21 protein-coding genes and 1 pseudogene are annotated in these 26,989 nt (G+C 42.9%); 11 read left to right on the forward strand and 11 right to left on the reverse strand.

The annotated features are described in order from the left end of the window. The 3 genes and pseudogenes from EGI32_RS03830 to EGI32_RS03840 all read right to left on the reverse strand — a co-directional run. Positions 1 to 346, reverse strand: a pseudogene (locus tag EGI32_RS03830) (DsbA family protein); the annotation flags it as partial. A gap of 267 nt (positions 347 to 613) precedes the next feature. Beyond that, positions 614 to 1,264, reverse strand: coding sequence for a hypothetical protein (locus EGI32_RS03835; protein ID WP_255154048.1), 651 nt, complete (start codon positions 1,262 to 1,264; stop codon positions 614 to 616). 38 nt (positions 1,265 to 1,302) lie between these two features. Continuing rightward, positions 1,303 to 1,587, reverse strand: a complete 285-nt coding sequence (locus tag EGI32_RS03840) for a hypothetical protein (RefSeq protein WP_255154049.1) — start codon at positions 1,585 to 1,587, stop codon at positions 1,303 to 1,305. Positions 1,588 to 1,900: 313 nt separating this feature from the next. On the opposite strand from EGI32_RS03840, the gene EGI32_RS03845 reads away from it, so the two are divergent. From EGI32_RS03845 to EGI32_RS03865, 5 genes are all read left to right on the forward strand, one after another. Next, entirely contained in the window at positions 1,901 to 5,473 is a 3,573-nt protein-coding gene (locus EGI32_RS03845) for a histidine kinase (RefSeq protein ID WP_255154050.1), read from the forward strand. A gap of 12 nt (positions 5,474 to 5,485) precedes the next feature. Further along, positions 5,486 to 6,235 (forward strand): LytTR family DNA-binding domain-containing protein, encoded by a 750-nt coding sequence (locus tag EGI32_RS03850; RefSeq protein WP_255154051.1) that lies wholly within the window; start codon positions 5,486 to 5,488, stop codon positions 6,233 to 6,235. A gap of 204 nt (positions 6,236 to 6,439) precedes the next feature. Next, complete coding sequence (locus tag EGI32_RS03855) at positions 6,440 to 6,625, forward strand: hypothetical protein (RefSeq protein WP_255154052.1); 186 nt, start codon at positions 6,440 to 6,442, stop codon at positions 6,623 to 6,625. Between the two features lie 152 nt (positions 6,626 to 6,777). After that, entirely contained in the window at positions 6,778 to 7,965 is a 1,188-nt protein-coding gene (locus EGI32_RS03860) for an acyltransferase (RefSeq protein WP_255154053.1), read from the forward strand. Between the two features lie 297 nt (positions 7,966 to 8,262). Then, entirely contained in the window at positions 8,263 to 8,643 is a 381-nt protein-coding gene (locus EGI32_RS03865) for a hypothetical protein (protein WP_255154054.1), read from the forward strand. A gap of 152 nt (positions 8,644 to 8,795) precedes the next feature. Here EGI32_RS03865 and EGI32_RS03870 read toward each other — a convergent pair whose 3' ends face one another. After that, the gene (locus tag EGI32_RS03870) at positions 8,796 to 9,455 is read right to left on the reverse strand and encodes a DUF1579 domain-containing protein (RefSeq protein ID WP_255154055.1); all 660 of its coding nucleotides are present in this window, start codon (positions 9,453 to 9,455) and stop codon (positions 8,796 to 8,798) included. A 99-nt stretch (positions 9,456 to 9,554) separates the two neighbouring features. Further along, positions 9,555 to 12,401: a DNA polymerase I gene (gene polA, locus EGI32_RS03875; RefSeq protein ID WP_255154056.1), complete on the reverse strand. Its 2,847-nt coding sequence runs from the start codon at positions 12,399 to 12,401 to the stop codon at positions 9,555 to 9,557. A gap of 126 nt (positions 12,402 to 12,527) precedes the next feature. Here polA and EGI32_RS03880 point away from each other — a divergent pair, with 126 nt between their 5' ends. Continuing rightward, on the forward strand, positions 12,528 to 12,890 hold the full coding sequence (locus EGI32_RS03880; RefSeq protein WP_255154057.1) for a four helix bundle protein: 363 nt from the start codon (positions 12,528 to 12,530) through the stop codon (positions 12,888 to 12,890). 48 nt (positions 12,891 to 12,938) lie between these two features. Here the strand turns inward: EGI32_RS03880 and EGI32_RS03885 are convergent, their stop codons facing one another. Next, positions 12,939 to 13,670, reverse strand: coding sequence for an esterase family protein (locus EGI32_RS03885; protein WP_255154058.1), 732 nt, complete (start codon positions 13,668 to 13,670; stop codon positions 12,939 to 12,941). A gap of 185 nt (positions 13,671 to 13,855) precedes the next feature. On the opposite strand from EGI32_RS03885, the gene EGI32_RS03890 reads away from it, so the two are divergent. Then, positions 13,856 to 15,073, forward strand: a complete 1,218-nt coding sequence (locus tag EGI32_RS03890; protein WP_255154059.1) for a hypothetical protein — start codon at positions 13,856 to 13,858, stop codon at positions 15,071 to 15,073. A 70-nt stretch (positions 15,074 to 15,143) separates the two neighbouring features. On the opposite strand, the gene EGI32_RS03895 is transcribed toward EGI32_RS03890, so the two are convergent. The 4 genes from EGI32_RS03895 to EGI32_RS03910 all read right to left on the reverse strand — a co-directional run bounded on the left by EGI32_RS03895 (position 15,144) and on the right by EGI32_RS03910 (position 19,428). Next, positions 15,144 to 15,887 carry a ParA family protein gene (locus EGI32_RS03895; RefSeq protein ID WP_255154060.1) on the reverse strand — a complete coding sequence of 248 codons (744 nt, stop codon included), beginning with the start codon at positions 15,885 to 15,887 and terminating at the stop codon, positions 15,144 to 15,146. A 130-nt stretch (positions 15,888 to 16,017) separates the two neighbouring features. After that, positions 16,018 to 16,227 carry a KTSC domain-containing protein gene (locus tag EGI32_RS03900; RefSeq protein ID WP_255154061.1) on the reverse strand — a complete coding sequence of 70 codons (210 nt, stop codon included), beginning with the start codon at positions 16,225 to 16,227 and terminating at the stop codon, positions 16,018 to 16,020. Positions 16,228 to 16,232: 5 nt separating this feature from the next. Next, positions 16,233 to 18,155, reverse strand: coding sequence for an ATP-binding protein (locus EGI32_RS03905; RefSeq protein WP_255154062.1), 1,923 nt, complete (start codon positions 18,153 to 18,155; stop codon positions 16,233 to 16,235). After that, a complete protein-coding gene (locus EGI32_RS03910; protein WP_255154063.1) occupies positions 18,118 to 19,428 on the reverse strand; it encodes an SIR2 family protein in 1,311 nt (436 codons plus the stop codon). The genes EGI32_RS03905 and EGI32_RS03910 overlap by 38 nt, the downstream gene beginning before the upstream one ends. 211 nt (positions 19,429 to 19,639) lie before the next feature. Here EGI32_RS03910 and EGI32_RS03915 point away from each other — a divergent pair, with 211 nt between their 5' ends. The 4 genes from EGI32_RS03915 (at position 19,640) to EGI32_RS03930 (ending at position 24,328) form a co-directional block, all read left to right on the forward strand. Next, a complete protein-coding gene (locus EGI32_RS03915; RefSeq protein WP_255154064.1) occupies positions 19,640 to 20,368 on the forward strand; it encodes a metallophosphoesterase family protein in 729 nt (242 codons plus the stop codon). 154 nt (positions 20,369 to 20,522) lie between these two features. Continuing rightward, complete coding sequence (gene prs, locus EGI32_RS03920) at positions 20,523 to 21,377, forward strand: ribose-phosphate diphosphokinase (protein ID WP_255154065.1); 855 nt, start codon at positions 20,523 to 20,525, stop codon at positions 21,375 to 21,377. Between the two features lie 185 nt (positions 21,378 to 21,562). Next, entirely contained in the window at positions 21,563 to 23,707 is a 2,145-nt protein-coding gene (locus tag EGI32_RS03925) for a S9 family peptidase (RefSeq protein ID WP_255154066.1), read from the forward strand. A gap of 222 nt (positions 23,708 to 23,929) precedes the next feature. Then, positions 23,930 to 24,328, forward strand: coding sequence for a hypothetical protein (locus EGI32_RS03930; RefSeq protein WP_255154067.1), 399 nt, complete (start codon positions 23,930 to 23,932; stop codon positions 24,326 to 24,328). Positions 24,329 to 24,416: 88 nt separating this feature from the next. Here EGI32_RS03930 and EGI32_RS03935 read toward each other — a convergent pair whose 3' ends face one another. Next, entirely contained in the window at positions 24,417 to 26,906 is a 2,490-nt protein-coding gene (locus EGI32_RS03935) for a DUF5916 domain-containing protein (protein ID WP_255154068.1), read from the reverse strand. Between the last annotated feature and the right edge of the window lie 83 nt (positions 26,907 to 26,989).

The raw sequence follows: 26,989 nt of genomic DNA on the forward strand, positions 1-26,989 counted from the left end.
ATTCAACCGCCCGTTCGGGATAATATTCCTTGAAAATGCACATCGCGATAGCAGGCTTTTCAGAATTCGGGTACCAGTCGCTTTCTTCCGGGTTGCGGATGTGCCAGAGGTAATCTTCGCCAAATGTAATGCCCGTAAGCTCTTCCACATTTTTATAGGCATTAAGGATATAGCCTGCAGTCACTTTAATGTGAACAGGTTTTTCCGGCAGGATCATGCCGCCACTCAACACTTCCGTTTCCAATTCTTCCTTAAATTCTTCCGCTATTTTTTTGATCACCGGGCTGAAGCCATAACACCAGCCGCAATAAGCATCGTAACAGTATAATAATACAGGTTTTTCCATGAGAGCAAAATTACGAATTTAAGCGAAGATATTTGAGCTAAGGGGATCGCAGATTAAAAAGGATAAAGGTGATTACACGGATTATTTTTCACTGCGTGAAAAACCAAAATGCAGTTTATAAAAACCTGGCTTCATTTAACAAACTGCGGGACTTACAAACTGCGTTTTCGTTTTCTGCGCAGCAGGAAACAATCTGTGTAATCCCCTTCATCCTTTTTAATCTGCGATCCTCTTCTCGCTCATACCTTCGCTTAAATTCGTAATTTTTCAGTTCTTCACGAATTGCACCGGCGCCTGTCCGAACAGATAAATATTAGAGCCGTACAGGTTGCCATCTTTAATATCCAGCTGCACATGATCAAAAACCACTTCGGTGAGCGAAGGCTTGAGGGCAAACTGAAAGAAATTATTGCTGTTCCCTTTGATCTTGTACGATGTAGGAACGTCGGGGAAATAACCATGGATCAATTGCACTTCTTCGCAATCGGGCATGGTTACAGTTGCAATGCCTTCTCCGTTTGTTTCCGCCACCAGTGTATCTTTTTTATGGATGAAATAACAAACAACATTGCGGAGCAGCATATCATTTTCATCAGCAATACTTACAGTAATTCCGTTGCCCGATCTTTTTTCTTCCACCAGTTCAAAATCCTTGCTGGCAGTTTTACTTCCGTGCAGGATCACTTTATCGTTTTCTACCGTGTAAGTACCGTGTGCGCTACGGTCGCTGGCGCCATATATATACATGAACTGAAAAGTATTGTCTGCATTGAACCTGAAGCGTGCTACCATTTCCGGTATCCCACGAAGGGCATATTCGCCCGTAACTTTATTTTGTTGCATAGGTTGTTGTTTTAAAAATCCCAATACCGCGGTAAGCCCGGCAAAACTGATCAGCATCATGGTGATTTTTTTCATTTGAACTGTTTTGATGGTTTGAAATGAATAGCCGTTAATTATTTCCAGTTGGGTTTCAAAAGCATCGCTGCCGCCAGGAATACCGCAGAAAGCAGGATGGGCGTCGCGGGCAGGCACACGAGTAATTTCGCGAGAAAAATATTGCCATTGTTTTTATGATAAAATGAAACAGCAACCACACCAGCCAATACCAGTGCGGCGATATGCACCAGATCGTTGCGACCGTCTGTTTGCCGGGCAGATAAAGCATCTTTGATACTGCTGAGGATGATGAGCACGATGGCTGCACAATTGATGAAAACGCCGGTGAAGAATAATAACATAACAGTAAAATTTTGAAAGACAAATTTTCCGGAATATTTCAAACTTACCGGCAATTGATTCGTCATCGGTTGAAATGAGTAAACCAACGGGAGTTTGAACCACAGAGAAATACAGAGGTTCAAAAGTTCAAAGGTTCAAAAGGTTGAGAACTGCGAGTTAGCATAACAACTTTTGAACCTTTGAACTTTTAAACCCTTTGAACTTTACGCGCCGTTCGTTTGCCGGATGTTACCTTTTGCAAATTCTCCCGCCGGTATTTGATTCTAATCGTAATCTTTATACCTTAACAGCTTATAACCAATAACTTCAGGCATGCTGCGCAGAGTAATTTATATTATTTCCATCATCTTTTTGCCCGTCGCAACGCATGCCCAGTTCATATTTCAGAATATCCGCTGGCAGGATGGCCTGAGTGCAAAAGAGATCCGCTGCATGTACAAAGATGCCAGCGGTTTTTTATGGATCGGTACCAGCAACGGGCTCAACCGGTTCGACGGTGCCGTAGTGCGGCAATATAAAAATACCGAACACCTCAGCAGTATTTATGTGAATGCCATTTACCCGTTTGCCGGCACCGACAGCCTGCTGATAGGCACCAAGCAAGGGATCAGGATCTTCAATAAAAAGACCGGCACTTTTACTGCCGACAAACGCTTTGAATTGCTCAAAGATGAATTGGTAGGGGTGATAGAAGCCGACAACCGCGACCGCATCTGGATCGGCACCAACGGAAAATTGTACGTGTATGCCGATGGAAAAGCACAACCGGCTTCGGCGGTGATGCCTGCCGCCAAAAACATCGGCTACCAATCGTTCAACCTGGGTGCTTTTACCTGGGATAAAAGCCGCGACGGTTTTTGGGTAGGTGGAAGCGTGACCTATTTCCTCGATTGTAAAAGAAATGACCTCTACGATACCGCACACAACCCACTGAATTATCCCTTACTCGATAAACGCGAAACTTACGCTATAGCGCTCGACAATAAGAATAATATATGGTATGGCTGTAATGAGGATCTTTCGCTCAACTTCTGGAACAGCCGCACCAATACCACCGAAACTTATTTTGAACTGGATGGAAGAAAGCTTTCCTCCGGTGGTGTCAACCGCATCTTCATCGATCACAAAGAGCGGATATGGATATCCACCTGGTTGTTTGCTTCATTTTTGAAGGAACCGGATAAACCCATCAAGAAAATACCTTACAGCCAGTCGCAAACCTATTCCATCGGTTATGGTTTTTTTCGCGATGCGATAGAAGATCCGGAAGGGAATGTATGGCTGGGAACAATCAACGGTGTAAGCAAGAGCCAGGCAAAAGATCCGCTGGAAGCGATCTACCAGCTGCCCAGCTTTGAATTCTTTTTGCAGACAGGTTTTGCGCATATCAATCATGTGAGCATCGATAAGGATATAATTGTTGCCGCAAAAGAAGAAGGGGTGGTGATGTACAATACTACCGAGCGAACTTATAAACGATACAAAGTAACGTCTGACCCCGAAGACCTGCTACGCAACCGGGTGGTGATGAGTGCAAAGTCGGGAAACAAATGGTGGTTTGCGGGGGAAGACGGAATTTATTCGCTGGAAAACAGTAATTCCCAACTTGTAAAATTTAACCAGGTAAAACCGGGCAACATAAAGGGGGCTAATTTTATTTTTGCCGACAGCAGTGGTAACATCTGGTTTCAGATCGTACATGACGCCCTTTACCGATATAATACGGCCACCAATAAGTGCGACCGCTTCGATGGCTCCGACAGCACCCATGGCAAATTTAAATATGGTACCTGCAAAACAGCGCTGGTGCTGCGCAATAAAGATGTACTCTTTACAATGGGTGGCGCTGGCATACTGAAATTCGATGTAAAAACGGAGCAGTTTTCCGTGATACCTGTTGCTACACCAAGGGAATTCAATGTAAATCAATTGCAGGAAGATAAAAAAGGCATATTGTGGGCAGCTGTGGCCAATAAAGGAATTTACAAAATGAACCTCTCCGGAAAATTCCTGGATAGCATTAATACCAGCAACGGGCTGTTGTACGACAATATTACCAATCTGGCTATCGACAACCGTGGTATTATCTGGGCGGCTTCGCGGGAAGGCATGATGTTCTTTGATCCGGAAATAAAAGCGGTGACAAAAGTAGAGATCGATCTGGGGCAAACGTTGCAGGATTACTGGAACAATATTACTTTTCAAAATGGAAAGATATATGCGGTGATGCTGGATCACGTAGTGGTGATCGACCCGTTGCTTTATTCGGCAGTAAAGGTAAAAACCCCGCCACACATCACTTCCATCAAAATATTTGGCGAAGAGATCACGAAACAGGCAGAAGAAGGTACGATAGAGCTTTCGCCCAACGAGGACTTTGTCACTTTTCAATTTGCATCGCTCAACCACCGCGAGATACTTTCTTTACAATATAGTTATCAGCTGGAAGGCGTAGATAAGGATTGGGTCAACTGCGGGCGCTCCTTATCGGTTTCATACAACAATCTGCCTCCCGGCAATTACACATTCAAAGTGCGCAGCACCGATGAGCATGGCAAATGGATGAACAGCATCACCAGCGTGAAGCTGCACGTAAAACCTTACTGGTGGCAGACCTGGTGGTTCATATCGCTATGTTCCATAGGGGCATTGCTGCTGTTGCTGGCTGCTTACCGCAATAACCGCAACCGAAAGGAGAAGAAAAACATTGACCGTACGATCGATTATTTTGCCAACTCGGTATATGGCGAAAATTCTGTGAACGAGATCTGCTGGGATATTGCCCGCAACTGTATCTCTCAATTGGATTTTGAGGATTGTGTGGTCTACCTCTACGATGAAAAAAGAAATGTATTCATACAAAAAGCGGCCTACGGCGAAAAAAACCCGAAAGGCCACGAGATCATCGATCCAATGGAAATTCCGCTGGGTAAGGGTATTGTAGGAACGGTAGGCCAAACGGGCAAACCTTTGCTGGTGGCTGATACCGAGAAAGACAGCCGGTACCTGATCGACGATGCGAAACGAAATTCGGAACTGGCGGTTCCCATCCTTCATGACGGGAAAGTGATCGGTGTGATTGATTCCGAACATTCGCAGAAAAATTTCTTTACAGACAATCATGTGAAGGCGTTGAGCACGATCGCGTCTATCAGTTCGAATAAGATCGCGGAAGCCAACGCGGAAATGCAGGCAAAGGAGAATGAAGTGCAGTTGCTGGAGATCAGGAAATTATTGGCGGAAAGCCAGTTGATGGCGCTGCGTGCACAGATGAACCCGCATTTCGTATTTAACTGTCTCAATAGTATACAGGAATGTATCGTGACACATAAGTATGGCGAAGCGAGTAAATACCTCAACAAATTCTCCAAGCTTTTCAGAAGTGTGTTGAACAACTCGGATAAAAAACTGGTGACGCTCAGTGAAGAAAAAGAAGTGTTGCAATTGTACCTGGAACTGGAAGCGATGCGTTTTGAAAACAGTTTTGAATACAGGATCACCATCGACGAAGAAATGGAAATGGACGAAGTGCTGGTGCCTTCCATGTTGCTGCAGCCTTTTGTAGAAAATGCGCTCTGGCATGGGCTGATGCACAAACAAGGCAACAGGGAAATGTTCATTCATTTCCACCAGGTAAATGATGAAGTATTCCAATGTATCATTGATGATAACGGGATCGGGAGAAAAATGTCGGCCGAACTGAAAGTGGCGCAAAGCAAAACCAAACGCCACGAATCAAAGGGCATGCGTATTTCGCAGGATAGGGTGGACCTGTTGCAACGCCAGGGCCAGCATGCTTCCATGCGGATCATCGATAAATACGACGATGCCGGAAATGCCACAGGCACCACGGTGATAATAGAGTTATCTACCTTCTTAACATAAAAAACAACTGTCATGATAAAAGCATTGATCATTGATGATGAAGTAAAAGCCAGGAACATACTGAAACACTATGTGGAGAATTTCATAAGCGAGATCACCGAAGTGCAGCAGGCGGAGTCTGTGGATGCTGCGCTGGCATTGCTGGAAACATACAAACCGGATGTGGTTTTCCTGGATGTGGAAATGCCTCATAAGAATGGATTTGATTTTCTCACGGCTTTACCGGAAATAAATTTCGATGTGATCTTCACCACTGCCTACAACCAGTATGCCATCCAGGCCATCCGCTTCAGTGCGCTGGATTATTTGTTGAAACCTGTAGATCCTGATGAACTGAAAGCGTCTGTATTGCGCCACCTGGAAAAGAAAGCCGATCATTCGGAACAGGAAGAACTCTACCGTAACCTGGTGAGTAATATAGAGAAGAAAGATGTGCGGGATTTTCGCATTGCCGTACCTTCCTCCGAAGGTGTGCATTTTTTCACCATTGATGAAATATTAAGGCTGGAAGCCGAAAGGAGTTATACGCATATTCACCTGGTGAACAAACGGCCATTCCTGGCGTCGAAAACCCTGCGTCATTTTGAGGAAATGCTCACCGATTTTAACTTTATCCGTACACATAAATCACACCTGGTGAACCCCAAACATATTACAAGGGTAAGTAACGATAAAGAGTTTGTGTTGCTGACAGATGGCTCTAAAGTAGAAGTTTCGAGGAGGAAGAAGGATGAGGTTTTTCAGCAGCTGAAACTGAAGTAAAACTGAACCACAGAGAAAGGAGAGTACAGAGCAACACAGAGGGTATCGCACATTTGCATTTACTCTGTGTTGCTCTGTACTCTCCTTTCTCTGTGGTTCAAAACTGCCTTTGGCTGGATAAATACTACCATTCGCAAACTCTATTATAAAATAGCCCCATACTTGTTTTTACTTTGTTCTATCAACATGAAACAAGGTATCAACATGAAACTTTTCAAACTAACACTACTCATCCTTTCGGTGGCCATGTTATTGTTTTCATGTACTGCCGGTCGAAATGTCAACGGATTGATAATCTCTACACACAAATACATCAATTACCAGTCGGCCGAAACAGGGCATTCCAATGCCGGGCCCAACGAAGACGGAAAAGAGATCAGCAGCCAATAGGCTAAACATTAAATCAGGGGGTTTACGATTAAATATCAGGAATGCGATAGTGGTTTATCGCATTTTTTCGTTTGGGTAATTGTTACTGTAGTTTTCTTTTAGAACCAAAACCCTATTTTTGTTTGACCGGCAATAAAAGTTCCGTCTGTTAAATGAAACGAACATCCCCTGTCAAAACCGACCTTTCTTTATTGCATGCGATAAGGGGTGTGGCGGCGATGTATGTTGTGGTATACCATGCAAAATTCATAATGTGGTGCGGCGGGGCAGAATATCTCAAAGCTTTTCCCCGTGCCGGCTGGAACCCGCTGGATTATGTAATATTCCTGCTCGACATGTTATTCAGCTCCGGTTCGCAGATGGTGATGATCTTCTTCGTGCTTTCCGGTTTTTTCATCGCTATGAGCCTCGAAGGACTCAAAGGTACGCCGGGCCAGAAAGTAAGGAATTTTTACACGGTGCGTATATTGCGCATCTACATTCCGTACCTGGCGTCTATACTCGTTTCGGTGCTGGTACTTTATTGGGCTTCAACATTTGCGCCGGATCTTTTTAATACCATCAGCGGCCGGGAGTTCAATACAAGGCTGGTTGCCGCGGTAAAAGATCTTACGTTTTCTAATTTTCTGCAGTCGCTGTTGTTTACCAAAAACCAGGAGTACATCGGCTTCAACTATGCATACTGGTCGTTGCTGCATGAAGGGCTGTTTTATCTCTCCATTCCTTTCATCTACCAGTTCAGGAGGTCATACCTGGCATGCTCATTTTTGTTGTTCCTGGCGGGGGCGCTGTTTTTTTACAATAGTAGCGAAGACGATGTTTTCATCAAATTTTTGTTTGAATATAATTTCTACTTCGCCGTGGGGATCACGCTGTATACCTACCGCGATGTTGCCGGACAGATCATCACTAAAAGGAATTTCAAATGGCCGATATTGATCTGCTGTTTCTTTTTAACGATCGGTTTTATTGCCCTTACGATCGCCAAAGTGAGCCTGCTGCCGAATATACTGGCGGTGATGACGGCAGTATTGCTGATGTTGCTGCTGCTCAATTATGAGATCGGGAATACTATTTTCGTCAAAATGATCAAGAGCCTGGGCAAGATCAGTTACTCACTTTACCTTATTCATGTGCCTGTACTGATTGCTGTAATGGCACTTCTGAACCGTTACACCGGCAAGCAATTCTTTTATGGCCACGTATACTGGATCGGCGTGCTGGCCAGCCTGCTTGCAGGATATGCTTTTTACAGGATAGCAGAAGGGCCCTCGCTGAGGCTTATTTCTTCCCTTAAAAAACGCCTCCGAAAAGAACACCAGGCTGATTCTAAACCCTAAACCCTAAGCTTCTTCCACCGTTCGTTGTTTGCATCCTGCCGTTCGTTAAGCCCGTAGCTACCGTTCGTTGTCTGATCGTTTCCTTTGCATTCGGTAACAATGGTCCGTTTTTGATCCCACAACCAACCCTCACTTGAAGATCAGCAACATAGTATGTTGCTTTTTGTATTGTTCAACCTTTCTCACAGAGAATAAGCCTTTGGCATTTTTTCAACCGCCGCTTGCAAAGCATATGCAGTAAGCCCGGCAAGCGTATTGTTCCTTTGTGTAAGAATCAAGCATGTAAATAAAATACCCATGTCAAACACCAAAAACATCATCACCATTACGGCGGTTGCGATAGCAGCACTCGTATTCATTAAAAAACTCATGTGGCCGATCATTAAACGATACTTTTTAAACGAAAAATTATACGCGGGGGCAGTGCTTCTTACGGTAGAGCCGACAGGTATAAGTATCAACAAACAACAACAGCTGATACTTCAATTACAGGTGGAACCGGACCACGGAAAAAATTTTGTGACGGAGATCAAAGCGCTTTTCGACGAAGCTGAAATTGCTGCCTTGCAGCCGGGGGCAAGGATGTGGGTAAGTTACAATGCCCATTATCATAAAAAGATCAGCCTTCGTAAAGAGGAACTGAAAAACAACGGAACCTTTTTCCGTACCCAACAATAATAATTGAGAACAAACAATCCGTAGTTACAAATAAAAGCCGTCTCAATGTTTGAAACGGCTTTTATATTGCGGGGAATGGATAACGGTATAATGGATAATGTTCAACTGGGAATGACGAATTATTCATTATCCATTACTATTATCCATTAAAATTATTTCCGCGTGAACCTGATCTCCATCGTTTTTACTTCCTTTCCTTTCTTATCGCAGTACATGGTGAGCAATTGTGTCTGGTCGTCAATCACCTGCATGGTTTCGCGGGAGTTTAATTCGCTGCCGTCGCCTGCTTCGGGGTCTACCATGCTTCCTTTAAGTTCGATGGTCTTGGTAGATTCGTTCCAGGTTCCGGTCATCGTTACGAGGCCTGTGCCCATGTTGTCGATCCAGGTACTGATGAATTGTTTTTTTGCATTGTCGTACGCCATGGTAGAGATACCTTCAAAAGGCATACCCATCATGGTGCCGGCATGGGAACTCGTCTGGTAACGGCCGCCCAGTAACATTTTGTTCTGAGTTTTGATGGTCGCTTTTTCCGGCGGAGCCGCAGGATCCATCCACATGCTTACTTCGCCGGTCCATTCACCATTCCAGGAAGCCATCATTTTATGCATATCTCCCGGGGTGGAATAAGCCATCCAGTTTTTCATTTTGGTGGCAGAATCGGGTTCGGCTTTCGGCGCAGCATCTTTTTTTACATCAGCAGCAGCTGAAGCCGTGTCTTTGGAAGAAGCGGTAGTAGTAGTTTTGTCTGCATCATTACAGCTGGCAAAAGCGAATGTTAACAGGCAAACGGCAATAATCGAATGTTTCATATGTATATATTTAAGATTAGAGATTAGTGATTAGTATTTTTCTAAGTATCAATTTCTAATAATGTTTCGAAGGTTTGACTATTGACAATTCACTATTCACTAATGGGCTTGCAACCAGTTTTCCCCCGACCCCAGTTCCGCATCTGCCGGTACGCCGTTGGGTAAAGCTAATGCGCTTTGCATACAATTCAAAATGACGGGCTTTACTTTTTCAAGCTCTTCTTTCAGCACATCGAAGACCAGTTCATCATGTACCTGCAGCAGCATCTTGCTTTTAAAACCGTGCCGCCTGAATTCCTCGTCGATCTTTATCATGGCCAGTTTTACCATATCCGCAGCCGAACCCTGTATCGGGGAGTTGATGGCATTTCGCTCTGCGAAACCACGTACCGTAAAGTTGGCGCTGTTGATATCTTTCAGCCAGCGTTTTCGCCCCATCAGCGTTTCCACATAACCGTTTTCTTTACAGAAATTGATGGTATCGTCCATGTACTTCTGAATATTGGGGAACTGTTTTTTGTAATTATCGATGATCTCTTTCGCTTCACCACGTGATATACCCAGGTTTTCCGCCAGCCCGAAGGCGCCCTGGCCGTAGATGATGCCAAAATTCACGCTTTTCGCTTTATAACGCATTTCTTTCGTTACTTCCGCTTCGGGTACATTGAATACTTTGGCAGCCGTAGCCGTATGGATATCTTTCCCGGTGCGGAATGCATCACACATGTTTTCGTCGGCGCTGATGGCTGCTACGATGCGCAATTCTATCTGCGAATAATCCGCGGATACCAGCACGTGATTTTCATCTCTTGGAATGAATGCCTTGCGGATCTCTTTGCCTTTTTCGGTGCGGATGGGGATATTCTGCAGGTTGGGATTGTTGCTGCTGAGCCTGCCCGTAACCGCTACAGCCTGCGCATAACTCGTATGCACACGGCCTGTTTTGGGATGTATCAACTGTGGCAACGCATCCACATAAGTAGATTTCAACTTCGTAAGCTCACGGAAAGTGAGAATGTCATCGCAGATCTTATTATTGACGGCCAGTTTCAGCAGCACATCTTCCCCGGTAGCGTACTGGCCTGTCTTGGTTTTTTTTGCTTTCGGATCCAGTTGCAATTTATCAAACAGCACTTCTCCCAATTGTTTGGGCGAAGCCAGGTTGAAACGCACGCCAGCCTGCTCGTACACAGATTCCTCCGCTTTTTTTGCATCAGCTTCCAGTTCTTTGGAATAACCATTCAAAAAACCGACATCCACTTTGATGCCTTCAAACTCCATATTGGTGAGCACTTTCACCAACGGGTTTTCTACTTCGTAAAATACTTTTTCTACTTCCTTTGTTGTTAATTCCTGCAGGAAAACATTTTTCAACTGCAACGTGATATCTGCATCTTCCACCGCATACTCCTTCGCTTTTTCAATTTCAACATCCCGCATGTTACCCTGGGTCTTTCCTTTTTTGCCAATGAGCTCTTCGATATGAATAGGTTCATAACCGAGGTATTTTGCACTGAGCAGATCCATGCTGCGTTTGCCATCGGGCTCAATCACATAATGCGCCAGCATGGTATCAAATATTTCCCCTTCCAGTTCTACACCATACCATTTCAATACCAGCAGATCGTATTTCAGATTCTGGCCGGTCCACACTTTTGTTTCATCGGAAAATACAAGGGAGAACAACTGCAGTATTTCCATAGTGCGCTGCCTGTCGGCCGGGCAAGGCACATAATATCCTTCGCCTGTTTTTATGCAAAAGCTTAAGCCTACCAGTTCTGCCAGGTTTGCATCGATGTTGGTGGTTTCGGTATCGAAGCTGATCTCTGTTTCAGCAGATAACTTTTTGATGAGTTCCATGATCTGTTCATCCGTATCTGCCAATGTGTAATGATGTGGGGTATTGTGAATGTTTTTATCCACCACTGTTGGAGTATGATCTTCAGTGGTATCCTCTAAACCGGTAGATGGGACGGATGTTACCACGGGGTTTCCAAAGAGGTCCATTTGTCCGCCTGCGGGTGATTTTTTTGCATCGGCTGTGGCTGGTTCGTTGTTCTTAGCCTCTTCGCCAAACACACGTTTTGCCATCGTTTTAAATTCCAGCTGATCGAAAATATCCATCAGCAGGTCTTTTTTTATTTCCTTCAAACGAAAATCTTCCGCATGAAATTCTACCGGAACATCCAGGATGATGGTCGCCAGTTTTTTACTCATGATGGCATCTTCTTTTCCACTGCGGATCTTTTCGCCCAATGAGCCTTTTATATGATCGGCATTGGCCAGGATATTTTCGAGTGTGCCATATTCTTTCAGCAATTTCGCGGCGGTCTTTTCGCCCACTCCCTTTATCCCCGGAATATTATCCACGGCATCCCCCATCAATCCGAGTATGTCGATCACCTGGCTCACATTTTCAATATCCCATTTGGCACATACTTCCTTCGGCCCCATGATCTCTACCGTTCCACCCTGGTAGCCGGGTTTGTAGATGTTGATATGGTCCGACACCAGCTGCCCGTAATCTTTATCGGGAGTTACCATATAAACGGTATACCCATCTTTTTCGGCCTGCTTGGCAAGGGCGCCTATCACGTCATCGGCCTCGTATCCGTCTTTTTCGATGCAGGGAATGTTGAAACCGGTGATGATCTTTTTGATATCGGGAATAGCGGACAGGATATCTTCCGGGGCTTCCTGCCGGTTGGCCTTGTAATCGGCAAAATCAGTGTGGCGTTCTGTAGGAGCATGTGTATCAAAACACACGGCAATATGTGTAGGCTTCTGGTTATTGATCAGCTCAATGAGTGTATTGGTAAAGCCAAACTGGGCATTGGTATTGCGGCCTTTACTGGTAATACGGGGACTTCTGACAAGCGCATAATAGGCTCTGAAAACAAGGGCCATGGCATCGAGGAGGAAGAGTTTTTTTTCGTCGTTTTGCATCTGCCAAAGATAACAAATCTATGATCTAAGATGTATGATCTATGATCTTGGGGAATTCAACAAAATTTTGTGGTGATTTTCTCTTGTTTGTGAAAAATAAGAGGAATAATTTCCAAGAAATTTTTTATGAAAAGAGAAGAGTTGGAAAAACGAACTAAAAAATTCCACATTGACATCATTGGTTTTTGTACTGATTTTCCGCGGACACACGCAGGTTTCGAAATTGCAAAGCAGTTAATACGATCAGCGGGGTCAGTTGGTGCAAATTATCGTGCATCCGGACGAGCAAAATCTATAGCCGATTTTATTAATAAGATCCAGATCATTATCGAAGAAGCTGATGAAAGTAAATATTGGCTTGAAGTGATATTAGAAAGCAAGTTAAAATCTACAGAAGAGGCGAAGATTTTAATTAAAGAAGCTAACGAATTAACAGCCATCTTCGCCGCTTCCAATAAAACAGCAAAAGCTAATCGAAACAATGTATGACCTTAAATCTGTAAAGATCATAGATCATACATCGTCGATCATAGATTTTTAAAATCTCGTATCCAGATAAAGCGGCAACATCGCTCTCCACGTAGGCCAGTCATGTTTCCACTCATGTCCCCATACATCGAGTTCGTGGTGGATGCCTTTGGTATTGAGCACGCCCGAAAAATTGCGGGAAGCCTGCGGATCTTCATAATCGCCGCTGCCGGTGAGGATGTGAATATGACGGCTTTTGCGGATATGATTGAGATTCCATTCGTCTGAAAGATTAGGAATATAATGGCACGGTGAATTGAAGTATACCTGGTCGTCGTAAAAACCTTTGGTATACTCCGTGAGATCGTATACGCCGCTCATGGCGATGACGCCGTCGATGAGGTCGGGGCGTTTGAGGAAAAGGTTCATGCTGTGCAAAGCGCCAAAAGAAGCACCGCAGGTGATGATGGGTGTTTCTGAAGAAGTATTCGTCTTGATGAAAGGGATCACTTCATTAAAAATATAATCGTTGAACTGGTTGTGGCGGATGGCTTTGTGTTCGCCGGCCATATTGTTGTTGAGCCAGCTTTCGTTGTTGATGCTGTTGACAGAGAATATCCTCACTTTTCCGCTATTGATATAGGGAGCCAGCGTTTCCATCAGCTGAAAACGTTCGTATTCCAGGTAATCGGCAGCCGCAGTTGGTACGAGCAGGAGTGCGAAACCATAATCGCCGTAGGCCGCGATGGGCATTTCCTTTTGTAAAGCGGGGCTGAACCAGCCGGATAATTCTCTCTTCATGATATGTTAGTTTTAAAAGTTTGTAGGAACTTCCTGTCAAAATGAGTTAAAAATGCCCTTATTGTAAATATAAAATAAAAATCCACTGAAAAAGCGTTATCCCCGAATGTTTACTTTGAGGTAGAATAATGAGGGGAAATGAAAAAGGGTTCTTATTTTTGTCTGCACCTATAATTAAGATATATATGTCTCGTACTATCAAAACATGGCTACTGTTATTATCACTCAGCCTTACACTTTTCAGTTGTGAAAAAGAATATAGTGAAGAAAACGGGGGAACTGTCGGCGGCGGCGGTGGTGGCACCCAGGGCGGAACGGCTGTGTTTACACTGGCTGGTGCCCCGGGCGGATGTACTACACCCTCCATTACAGGAACGTACAAAGCGGGTACAGCACTCACTTCTACAGAAAAAATAACATTGATAGTAAATGTTACTACCATCGGTACCTACACCATTTCTACAGGTACAGCCAATGGCATCACTTTCTCCGGTTCGGGAACATTTACCGCAACCGGCCAGCAATTCATCGAACTTACTGCAACAGGCAGCACGCCAACCAATGCGGGTACTTTCAGTTACCTGCCCGGCACGGCAGGATGTAGCTTTTCCATCACTTACCTGGCTTCTACGGGAAGCAGTTCGGGTACAGCGGTATATACTTTTAAAGGTGCACCCGATGACTGCCTTACACCGGTGATCAGCGGAACTTACACCGCAGGTACTGCAACCAATACCACTAACACAGTTAAATTACTGGTGAACGTAACTACCGCCGGCACTTATACTATCACAACAGGTACGGCCAATGGCATCAGCTTCAGCGCTACCGGCACTTTTGCGGCACCGGGTGATGCAGATATTACCTTAGTGGCGTCAGGAACACCGGTTTCTGCAGGAACGGTGCAGTATACACCCGGCGCTACGGGATGCTCCTTCAGCATTACGGTAGGTGCAGGAACCCCGCCAGCCAGCAACACTTTCTTAAAAGCTACGATGGGAGGAACAGCTACCGAATTTAATACAGGGCTTTCAGGAATGTTGCTGAGTGGCATGTCTGGTATCCCATCAAGCCTTACCGCAACGGGAACTATTTCCAGCCCTTCCACTGGCTCCGATAACTTATCTGTTGCTTTTACTAACACAACAGCAGGCTCTTCCATTACCACCGGTGCTTATCCGAATATTTCGGTAACAAATACGACCAAAGGTGTCATCGTTCGTTATTTTAATAATGCAGGCGACTTATACCAATCCGGGTTTACAGCGGATACGTTTACAGCAAATGTGTCAACAGTTTCATCCACTGCAGCTACTGGAACTTTTAGCGGTACGCTTTATAAAAATGGGGCAGGGCCGGAATCGATAGTCGTTACCAATGGTAGCTTCAGCGTTACATACTAATCATTAAAAAACTTCCATCATTAAAATGGCCGCTTTTAAAGCGGCCATTTTATTTATTAGTCTATTCAGTCTATTCCAGCACCCCCTCCTTTATCTCCGTCCACAACTCACGGTAACACTTAGCCGCATAACTGCTGTTTGCAAACTCCATGATCGGTGCCTTATGGATGCCCATTTTTTCTACATCGCTCAGGTAAGGGATGAAGTTTTGAAAAAAGCGCTTGTCCTTGTTCAGTTCCTGTATGAGCTCGTTGTGCATGTTCTTACGCAGATCGGCCATGGTAAAGAAACACATCATTTTGGCCATATCCACATCTTTCTCTTTAAAGTAATCCTTTACCATGTTGTAGGTGCGGATGGAAAGCGTGGTTGGTATCACCGGCATCAGCACGATATCTGCCGCATGGAAGATATTTTCGCTCAGTGCACTGAATCCCGGCGGGCAATCGATGAACACAAAATCATATTCTTTCTCCAGCTGTTTCAACACTCCTTTCAGCCTGTTCTTGTTGCCTTTCATTTCTTCCAGCATGATGTCGAAGCTTTTGGAAGAATTATCAGCGGGGATCACATCCAGCAATTCAAAGTCCGACGAAAGGATCGCATTTTCCAATAGCGCATCCTTGGTGATCAGCTTCTTGATACCCGGATGTACTTTTGGCTTTGCTTTATAATAAAATGAAGACGATCCCTGCGGGTCGATATCCCACAATAACGTCTTGAAACCATCTGCCGCAGCCAGGTATGCAAAATTTACGCAGGAGGCAGTTTTGCCCACACCGCCTTTGAGATTATACAACGCAATCGTAACCATAAATGAATGATTTAGTACTGGAAGTTAACATATTTTAAAAAAATATTTGGATATGAGCAGGATAAAATTATTCCACCCAAACATATAAATACATTTAATTCTAGAAATACTACAAAAAATTCTTAAAATGTTAAACTCGCGAGAATCTATAATTTCCTTTAATATTCGTAGCTAAATATGAACCATGTGAAGGGGCTCGCATTAATTCTTCATAAACTGCTTGCGGAACATCAAAATATTGATAAATCGAACCATTCAAAAATTCTATTTCTAAAGTACTTGAATTTTCATCATAACCTATTGAAGCAATATTAGATGAGGTGACTGAAGTTCTGTCCATAAGTTTTATTGTTTTACTTTATTTATTATAGGATTTTGTGATCTCCACGTTTCAACGAATTCTTTATAATTAGGATTTTGTTCCATTTTAATACCCCAGCCCCCGGGTTGCATAGAATCTTCTGGAAGTAACTCATCATATACAATTGGATCTTGACTGTCAGGGCGTTTGTCTTTTGGTGGAACGTCTATTATTGCTCTCATGGGTAATTTTACAGCTTCTCCTAAAACTATAGCTTCTCCTGTTCTTAAAATTGGCAGCATATTTACTAGTCCATCTAAATTATCACTTACAACGCTAGTAACGTGACTTCTGTCATTTGAATTAGTTAATCTTAAAGCAAAAAAAGTTCCGCATTGTGATAAAATTGTTGAGTTGATTTCAGAGGGTCTTTGACTCACAATCATAGTTCCAATTCCATATTTACGGCCCTCTTTGACTATTCTTTGAACTATTGCTAATGCAGAGCCAGCTATAGAATCATTTAGATAATTGTGCGCTTCTTCCATTACAAGTAACAATGGCCTGCTTCTTCCTCCTTGTGATAAATTTCTTGCCCAAAATAAACCTTCATATATTATTCTCAATAGCGCGGCAATTATTGTGTTCAGCATATTATTTGGAATGCCAGAAAGATCTAGAATTGTAATAGGTTTATCTGATCCAAGCCAATCTCCAAATAAATCATCTAAGTCTTTTGAAACAATCCCATTAATATCAGGTTTCCAATCACCGGGGGAAAACAAGAAATCATATATAGGATTTCTCAACTTAGAAGTGAATCCTTCTAATTGCCTTCGAATATTTAAATTAGAGCCACTTAAAAATATTTGGGCTGCAACTTGTGATTTATATTGAGGGGGTAAAATTAATTCTGCATCACCTGTTTGCAAAGGAATGTTTGCATTGTCAATTGCAAATGCTTCTGTAGTATTATGTATATCAAAATCTTCTTCAATGTTACTTAAACATTGACCTGTAGCTTGGGTAGTATGGGTTGAAAAAATCATTCGTTGAAGGTGCAGCCATAATCTATTTAAACTAAAGGGAATAGGTGTATCAACGCTCAATCTTTGTAAATTGATACCATCATAAATAGTATCTGTGGCCGATTTTCTTTTTAAACTTAATATTTTATCTCCAATAATAGCTTTATCTTTTTCATCCACTTGACCTAAAATCAGTTCAATTAATTCGTCGAAATTTAAGGCCCAAAAAGGAATATATAAATTCTTATAAATGCTATTAGTTGTTGTTTCAGTATTGATTTTATAAATGTTAGCACGATCTTTTAAAGCGGTTCCATATTCACCGTGCAAATCAAATACGATTACTCTTGAAGATGGATATTTGGTTGGTTCTGAAATAGCATTTAACAATCCCGCAACTGTTGTCGATTTACCAGAGCCTGTTGTGCCTAGAACGGCAGAATGTCTAGTAATTAGTTTATTGATATCTACTAATGCTGGTATTGAATCAGCCCCAGCAATATGTCCAACTTTAACAAAATAGGGCTTATCAAGTTTACCATAAATATTTTTCAAATCATCCTCAGAAACCAAATGTACTTCGTCTCCGATAGTCGGATATTGAGCAATGCCCCTTTCAAATCGTCCATTCCTATACCCTTCTCCAATTAATTGAATTGTGGCCCATCGATTTCCATAGGGATTAGCGACAATTTGATTTTCTGGTACGGCGCTTGCCCCAACTTGTGATATAATTCCAAATAAATGAGAATATCCAATTGGGATTTTGGCAAAACTTCCGATTTGACCTATTCTATATCCTTCTCCATCTACAAAAGTTAACCCTGTAATTCCAATATTTGTTAAGTTGACACTTACCGTAGTCCCTTTTACATCCTGTACAATTCCAAATAAAGTTGATTTATTTTGCATCAGTCGTTGTCGTTTGATTAATGCCAATTAAAGCTTGTAAAAACCTTCCCATCGTTGCGAAGTCTCCAAGTTTTAACCAGTGGTTAATAGTATTAACATCAGGAGCTCCACCAACTCCAGGAGTTATGGTGACTTTAGTTTCGACACAGGTCGCTATATTCTCATGATCTTCAAAAACTTTATTGACTTTCCATTCACCACGAAGCGTTCCTATTATAGCTTCATCATAACACCATAAGGAAAGATTTGAGCGTTGTTTTGCTATCTGAATTGCATTAGGATATCTATCTTTTATAGACCCGTCTGTGGGGTCAGTTATTGTACCAGTATCATACATTAAAGCGATAGCTATTGCTGTTGGATTTGATTTGAGCGCATTTATAATAGCCCCATTTAAGTGCATATCATTAAATGAGTAGCCACAAAGAATTAATAGTGAAGAAGGTTGTCTAATAAACTTACTTAATTGATCAATTAATGCTAAATATGGCATTTTTCTACTTTGTTCATATTTTAAATGAGAAGGGTAAATTAAATTAGCTTCCTCATATTTCGCCAAATAACTCGTGCGATAAACGTCGTGAGAAGAATTTTGCAACCAATTTATTGATCCGTGAATCTTCCACAGCCGACTCCAATGTTTAGGAATTAAATTATCTTCAATAGCCCTTAAATCAAAAAAAGGAAACCGACTACCGACAAAACCATCAAAAAACGGAACAGAATTATCCTCAAAAGCCTGCTCCATTAAAAGGTCATAATTTGTTGTAAAAATTTCGACAGGTACTTCTCTATCAATTGAATTAATCCAACTTGCTAAATTGTGATATGGAGTATTAAGATCAGGCAGAGATACATTTAAGAGACTAGCTATTTCTGAGCAAACATTTTTTTCTAATAATTCTAACTCATTTTCCGTAAACCCTCGAACGTTTCCTCCGGAAGAAACATTTTTTAATCCTCGTATAAAAGTCAAAATGTCTTCAATATTTTCAATGTTTTTATTTGCAAGTGCAATTTCTTTCAGAAGTAAATCGTATTTATTTTCTGGTGTTCCTGTGGCTGCTTTTAATTTCAAATTAACTTTGATAGTTAACTCTTGTACTGCAGGGATTAAAGGCCAACTTCCAGTCGGCATATCTACTGCTAATGGACATCCAGCGGAAATAAAAAAACCAATTCGTTTTTTATCTTGAGATAAAGCTTGCCTTAGATATTTGATGTGTTTAATCGGATCGTGCATATTAGGGCAGGTTTGGGTTAAATCTGTAGGAAGGTAAAGTTTTTTATCAACAAACAAAAGTTTTAGCAATTGTGAGAAAAAACGTTCAACTGAAATAAGTACAAACCTTTTTCAGTATATATAATATCCGGTAACACTCACAAATGTTAGTAAAGCAATAATAAATCAATCAAAGAATTATTCGCTGTAAGTGCGAATCGGTAATTCTGTTTATCTTGGCGATAAAATGGGTACATAACTTTGTGCCTTCAAAATTTATATTGTTTCCATGAGCAGAACGTTTGTATTCGGAGATATCCACGGGGCTTTCATAGCACTGACAGAATTGATTGAGACCATCCAGGTGAAACCGGAAGACCGGCTTATTTTTTTAGGCGATTATGTAGATGGCTGGAGCCAATCCTACGAAGTGGTACAATACCTGATGGAACTCGATAAAAAATATTCCTGCATTTTCATCAAAGGCAATCATGATGTATGGTGCGAAAACTGGCTTAGACAAGGAACAATCGATGAACTCTGGTATCACAGTGGCGGCAAAGCCAGCATCGAAAGCTATTCCAACCGCACAGACCAGGATCTGAAACAGCATATCAGTTTTTTTGAACGGATGGAAAATTATCATGTTGATGAAGAAAACCGTTTGTTTGTGCACGCCGGATTTTCGGCTGTACGCGGGCCGCAACATGAACGTTATGCCAGTAATTTTACCTGGGACAGGACACTCTGGGAAACCGCTATCAGCCTCGACGACCGCATCCCCAAAGATTCTCCCCGTTATCCCAAGCGGTTGAAATTATTCAAAGAGATCTACATCGGCCATACACCTACTTTATACATCGGAAAATATGAGCCGGCCAATGCCGCTAATTTGTGGAACATGGATACCGGTGCAGCTTTCGATGGAAAATTATCGGTGATGGATATCGATACCAAAGAATTCTGGCAGAGTTACCAGGTGATGGAATTATACCCTAACGAAAAAGGAAGAAACTGAATTTAATTCTTAGCTGTCAGCCTGAGCTTGTCGAAGGCGCCTTCGACAAGCTCAGGCTGAAAAATTTTATCTGCTGTCAGGGTGAGCTTGTCGAACCCCGCCTTCGACAAGCTCAGGCTGACAGACGTTTATTTTGATAATAACAAAAAACATCATGACAACACTCAATCTCATCAACGCAGCAAAATCGGATATAAAATATTCATTGGTAACTTTTCCGGATAGCCAGCCACATATCAAAATAGATACAGCCACACTGGGCGACGACAGGGCTGTATGCCGCATCATCACACGCATTTCGAACCCTTCAGACCTGCTGATGCCTTTGTTTGCAAAGAACGTTTTATCGTATGAAGGATTTGAAAAAGTGGAACTATATATTTCGTATCTGCTGGCAGCCCGCATGGATAGGGTTATGACGGGTGGCGAACCTTTTTCGTTGAAAGTGATGGCCAATATTATCAATTGCGCCGGGTTCAGCAAGATCAGGATATTCGATCCGCACTCGGAAGTAAGTACGGCTTTGCTGGATAATTCGTATGCCATCAGCAATACGGCATTTGTAGCGGATGCGTTGAAAGATTACCAGTCCAAAACATCTTCTTCCACCGCCGAAGGATTCTGCATCGTTTCGCCGGATGCGGGCGCCTTGAAAAAAATATACAAAGTAGCCGAAGCGCTCAACGGAATGGAAGTGGTGGAATGTATGAAGAACCGGGATGTGAAAACCGGGAAGTTGTCGGGCTTTAAAGTATTTGCCGAAAACCTTGCAGGCAAAACCTGTTTCATTGTGGACGATATCTGCGATGGTGGCGGTACGTTCATCGGTGTGGCGGAAGAATTGCGCAAACTCAATGCCGCAAAAGTGATCCTGGTCATCAGTCACGGAATATTCAGCAAAGGATTGTCACTGCAAAATGTGGACGAAATATACTGCACCAATTCTTACAAAGAAATACAGGAAGAAAATGCGCATATCACTGTAATTGATGTGCAAAAATACTTATAGAATATCCAGCCTTTCTTTTGGCTTGCAAGCTAAATATAATGAGCCGGGAAGACGGGAAGAAGAAAAAAATACATCTTCCCGTCTTCCCGGCAACTATATTTTGCTTCCCGTTTATCAAATTCGCTCCCTGCATTTACTCAAAAACCCTAACTTGCCTTACTTTTTTACACTAATTATCACCTGATATGCAATTAACCAGTCGTATAGTGGCAGCACTCGTTTTGCCCTGCATCTGTTATTCTGTGACCGCACAAAAAAAGGCTCTCACAGACAACCAGTATTTCAAATCAGATTTCAAGGGGATCGTACAGTCGTTGTCGGCCGCTACTCGATGGATCGACAATACGCATTTTTTGTTGCTCAAAGATTCAAAAACATTTGTGGTAGATGCAAAAACCGGCGCTGAAAGAGAAGCCGGTGATGCGGATAAGACCGTAACGAAAGAGCCCGCTAAAACTACCGCATTCATAAAAAATGCGAACGTATTTGCCAAAGTAAACGATGTTGAAATACAGCTTACCAATGATCCTGCACCGGAAGTGAACCCTACGGTAAGCCCGGATGGTAACTATGTGGCCTACACGAAAAAGAATGATCTCTATACCGTGAATATCGCTACCAAAAAAGAAACACGCCTCACCAATGATGGTACCGATGTGATATTGAACGGGTATGCCAGCTGGGTATACATGGAAGAGATACTAGGAAGGGCTACGGCTTACAAGGCTTACTGGTGGAGCCCCGACAGCAAACACATCGCTTATTTCCGCTCGGATGAAAATAAAGTTCCTGAGTTCATCATCACCGACGGGCCGGGCCTGCATGGGGTGGTAGAAAAAACACGTTACCCGAAAGTGGGTGATCCTAATCCTGAAGTGAAGGTAGGTATCGTATCGCCGGATGGCGGCGCTACCGTATGGAGTGATTTCAATGAAAAAGACGACCAGTATTTCGGAATGCCTTACTGGAAGCCGGATGGCAGCGCCTTGCTGGTGCAATGGATGAACAGGTTGCAGAATAACCTGGTCATTTATGAAGTGAATCTTACTACAGGCGCTAAAAAAGAATTTTACAACGAAACACAAAAGACCTGGATCGAACTGGAAAACAAGCGCCTCACTTTTTTAAAGAACGGAAAAGGATTGATCCTGCAGAGTGATGCTACAGGATGGAGCCATCTTTACAATTATGATATGAATGGCAAACTCCTCAATGCGATCACATCGGGTAAGTTTACTGTAACGGATGTGAATTACATCGATGAAAAAAACAACCTCGTTTATTTCTGTGCCCGTAGCAGGGAAAATACGGCGCACAAAGATTTTTATAAAGTCGGTCTCAATGGTAAAGGCCTCACCAGGCTTAGTTTTGGTGATTTCAGCCATGTGATCACCAGCATTTCTCCTGATGGAAGTTATTTTATTACCAATTACAGCAATGTATCTACGCCGGCGAGGCTTGCATTGGTGAGCAATAAAGGAAAGATCATTAAAGAACTGGGCAATGCGAAAGCTGCGGAATTTGATTCTTATGAACTGGCAAAGACTGAATTCCTTCGGGTGAAAAGCGACGACGGATTATACGATCTTCCGATGAAAGTGACCTGGCCGGTGAATATGGATAAAAATAAAAAATACCCGGTGCTGATCTCCATTTACGGTGGTCCGGATGCGGGCAACTGTAATGATACCTGGACATTATCCGGCAACCAGCAGTTTTACGCCAAAGAAGGATTGATACAGGTAGTAATGGATCACAGGGCCAGCGGGCATTTTGGCAAAGAAGGCGTAAATTATATGTACCACAACCTTGGCTACTGGGAAATGAAAGATTACAGCACTATGGTAAAATGGCTGATCGCTAACGGTAACGCCGACCCCACAAAGATCTGCATTACCGGCTTCAGCTACGGTGGCTACATGAGTTGTTATGCACTTACCTACGGTGCAGATGTGTTCACCCATGGCATGGCAGGTGGCAGCGTGGTAGACTGGACACTCTACGATTCTCATTATACCGAACGATTCATGGGCACACCGGCCAATAATCCTGAAGGATATAAAACAAGCTCCGTACTCACTTATGCTGATAAGCTGAAAGGCAAGTTGCAACTGGTTCACGGCATTGTAGATGATAACGTGCATCTTCAGAACAGCATCCAGCTTTCTTCCAAATTACAGGATCTGAAAAAAGATTTTGAAGAAATGTTTTACAGCGGTGGCCGCCACGGGTGGGGAGGAAACAAAGGGGCGCATTTCGCTAACCTGAAAACAAAATTCATCTATAAGTATCTGTTGGAGAAAGATGTTCCGGCAGGAATGCTGAGATAGTGAATAGTCAATTGTGAATGGTGAATGGTCAATAGTGAAACCATCGAACGTTGTTATTATATGGATAGTTTGTAATAACAGAATTATATATCCAAAAGGCCGATGATAGATCATCGGCCTTTTTTGTACGCTCCACAGAGGTATACCTGCAAATTAATTCGTGTAATCACCATACTTGCATTATAGAAACTTTGTATTTATATTAGTCAAAACTTTTGCTGTATGAATAAAATCTCACATCATCGTCTTGCATGTATTGTATTTGCCATCATCATGGGAATATTTGGAATTTTCCATCTTTTCAATGCTGAAAATATGAAGGGTACTGTTCCTTCCTGGATACCCGGAGGGATCATCTGGGTGTATATTACGGGTATCGGGTTTGTATTGGCTTCGGTAGCTATTCTCATCAACAAACAAACAAAGCTGGCGTGTTACCTGCTGGCGGCCATGTTACTGATCTTTATCTTTACCATCCATGTGCCCACGATTGCTTCCGGCAAAGACGAAGCAACCAAGCAGATGGCGTTGTTGCTGATGTTGAAAGATGTAGGGCTTACCATGGCTGCGGTTTTGGTAGGATATAACTCCGACAGGCCGGATGATGAACCGAATGAATAAATTCAATTAAGAATTAAGAATGTTTGCCAGGGCAAAGATTCCTGGATAATCGAAATTTAAAATGGCTGCAGTATCTGCAGCCATTTTATTATATCGTCTTAGGTTTTCTTTTTTTGATGTCTAGGTAATCGAGGAAATAGATCACGCGGACAGAAAGGCTGTTGAATTGTTTACCGGTAATGGTCTTATCGAAATTCTTCACATAATTCCTTTCAAAGCTGCGGTTGAAATCTTCGCCGATGTCTTTCCATACGATGCTGAAGAAGCTACCCTGGGCAAACTGCCAGTTATACACCATATCCACACTGAAGAAATTGTAGTTCTGGTTTACATTTCCGGTGAAAGGATTATCCGGTGTCTGCATATTTCCATCAAGATCCAGTTGATAGAATTGCTGAGGATTTACTTTGCTCCAGTAGTGACGGGTGCGGAACGAAAGCCCCATCCTGTTGGTGAAATTATATTTTACACTGAGCACGTTTTCAACCACAGAAAGATCTCGCCTGGAAAAAATGATGGTGTCTGTAAGTGCCGAATAATCCGGGGCATGCAGGGTGGCAGCCCATCCAGCCTGGTTCTTGCTTTCGGTAATGGAAGTAGAGAAGTCTACAGAGAATTTGCTGTTGAATCGCACTTTTGCAGTTGCGCCTGCGTCAAACGTCCTGCGCTTGAAAACACCGCCGCCGCTTGGGTTTATATACGTAGTCCAGGAAAATTTCTTCGCAGTATTGCTTTCAAACCAAAGGTTCAGCCCCATGCCTGCCTTGTTGCGGAATACACGGCCATAAGAACGCGGTTCGTAATAGTCATTGTTCCTTTCATTCCTGTAAAGGTTGAACCCGAACCACCAGAGTTTTTTCGTTTGTGCGTTACCGTTAATGTTCCAGCCGATGTTCTGGTACATCAGGTGTTTGCGTTTGAAAATATCAATCGGTGTCACCAAAGTGTTGTACCAGAAGTTCACATTCAACCCCATCTGGTTGTACCACTTTTTAGGTGTGCGCCAGCGATAGCCGGTCCACATGCCTTCTTCCATATAATTGTTATTGGTAAAATACCCCATGTCGCTTTTGTCGTATTTCGCATTGTACAGGTCCTGGTAAACGCTGAACAACAAGCGGCCACTGGTTTTGCCAAAATAGATCGAATGCGCATAACCGGTGCTGATATCTTTCTTTCCGTTGATGATATTGCTGAAACTGAAATTACCCCCAAGGTTCCAGATATTCTTTTTATCGTACAGATCGAAAAGTCCTGAAGTTACATTTGCATCATAGGCACTTCCACTGCGCCATACGTTGGTATTCACCAAAGAAACGCTGCTGTTGTGTTTTAGTGTCTGATCCAGTACGAATACATTATAATTGGTCAGCGGCATGCTTTCCAGCTTATATGTTTCTCCATTTGTCTTTTGAAAACTTGTGTATTGTGCCTGCGTTACAGCGTTCAATACCCCGATGCCAAGCCCTTTCTGCGTACGGCCGCTGATCTTGGTGGCATTGATGATCTTTGCCTGCCCCGGATCTTTCGTGATAGTTTCACCACTGCCAGGTTCATAATATTGTTTGTACACCGGATCAATTCCTATCCTGCGGCTGTAGAAAAGATTTCCTTTATTGAACAGCTCTGTACCTTCTGTAAAGAAAGAGCGGTTCTCATTAAATTTTTGTTCAAATGGCGAAAGATTCAAAATACGGTTATCCGTTTGCACCTGTCCGAAATCTGGAATAAGTGTCATATCCAGCGTGAAAGCCTGGTTGATCCCGTACTTTACATCCATACCCCCATTGACGGTAGCAGAAGTTTTTTTAGTGCCCGCTTCAGCAGTTCCATCATGATTTACATAAGTAGAAAAATAAGGCGAAAATTGCAGACGGATCGGCGGCTTGATATCTTCCAGCCCTTCGTATGTACCTTCCTGTGTAAGAAATCCGTTGATGTTGGGATCGAGTGGTTGCCAGAATAATTGCTGGCCGCTTTTCTGCCTTCTCCTCACAAAATTCAAGCCCCAATCCTGCTTTTTCTTTTTTCCGAAACGGATAGCAGAATAGGGAAGGAACATTTCAAATGTCCATCCGTCGGCCTGTATCTTCGAAGCGCTTTGCCATACGGCATTCCAGCTGAAGTCTTCATTGTTGGGAGTGGTTTTGGCGTCAAATTGTTCGCCGAGTGGCGTAACAAAATATTCAAAACCATTTTGTTTATCCTGGTAAGTATCGAATACTACTCCCAGGAAATCGTTGTTGCCAAAATTATCCCTACCCACCAGTTCGGAAGCGATGCTATCCCTGTTTTTTTCGTGCATATAACCACCAACATAGATGCCTTCGTTGTTGTAGATCATGTAAATGACAGAAGCATTTTCGGCACTTTCTGCACGAAACGGAACCGGGCGAAGCTCTACGAACTTATCGGCTACAGGGGCTACTTTCCAGGTTTCTTCATTCAGCTCGCCATCTATTTTGATAGCGGAATTGAAGCGTTGTGCCGGCATTTTTTTTACCGCCGCCTTTTGGGCAAATATGGAATTGCAGCAGCAGATGCAGATGAGCAGTAGCCACGTAGTCTTGGTAGTCATGGTGTGTAAACCTTTTGTTGATGAAGGTTTGAGTAGTTTTTGCTGCAACGAAATTATAGATCGTTCAGGGCAAACTTCTACCG

The sequence above is a fragment of the Ferruginibacter sp. HRS2-29 genome (assembly GCF_024343615.1).
Taxonomy (GTDB): domain Bacteria; phylum Bacteroidota; class Bacteroidia; order Chitinophagales; family Chitinophagaceae; genus Ferruginibacter.